Genomic DNA, 526 nt, shown 5'->3' on the forward strand with positions numbered 1-526 from the left:
TTTTCAACAGTAAAACCTGTAATACCAATAGAGTTTCCTGATTGTTTATCAAAAATAACAAAGCATAACCATGAGCTGGAATCCACATTCCATGGAACTAACCGGGATTCAAATTTCCCTCTGACAACCTCAACATCTGGCTTATCAAAGCACAGTGAAATAACTTCAGGATTAGAATGTAGTTGTAAAAATAACGCCCAATCGTTTTCTGTAATTACTTCCATTTTCAAACGTTTAGTTTCGATTTTCATACCATTGGGCTCCTGTTACATAACGCCTGCATAACACGTTTGCTACGATACAGACCTAGCTGAATTTTACTGCCTTAATCACTGAAACTAAAGGCAAACTGACAACGCCGAGTGTAGCAAATCGTGTTGATGCATTTGTTATGAGAATGACTCACCCAGTGTGCACGACATAAATTGACTATGTGGATCAGGTTTATAATCAGCAAAGGGATCACAATATTGAAAACCAAATTTTTCATAGAGATTACGAGCTGGCTTGAAGAACTCTTGTGAGC

General features: G+C 37.6%; 2 pseudogenes. Both read right to left on the minus strand.

Going from position 1 to position 526, the window contains the following annotated elements:
• Positions 1 to 251, minus strand: a pseudogene (locus AACV33_RS04285) (GNAT family N-acetyltransferase); the annotation flags it as partial.
• Between the two features lie 138 nt (positions 252 to 389).
• Positions 390 to 526: pseudogene (locus AACV33_RS04290) on the minus strand (GNAT family N-acetyltransferase); the annotation flags it as partial.

This window comes from Aliivibrio sp. SR45-2, assembly GCF_963890165.1.
GTDB lineage: Bacteria > Pseudomonadota > Gammaproteobacteria > Enterobacterales > Vibrionaceae > Aliivibrio > Aliivibrio salmonicida.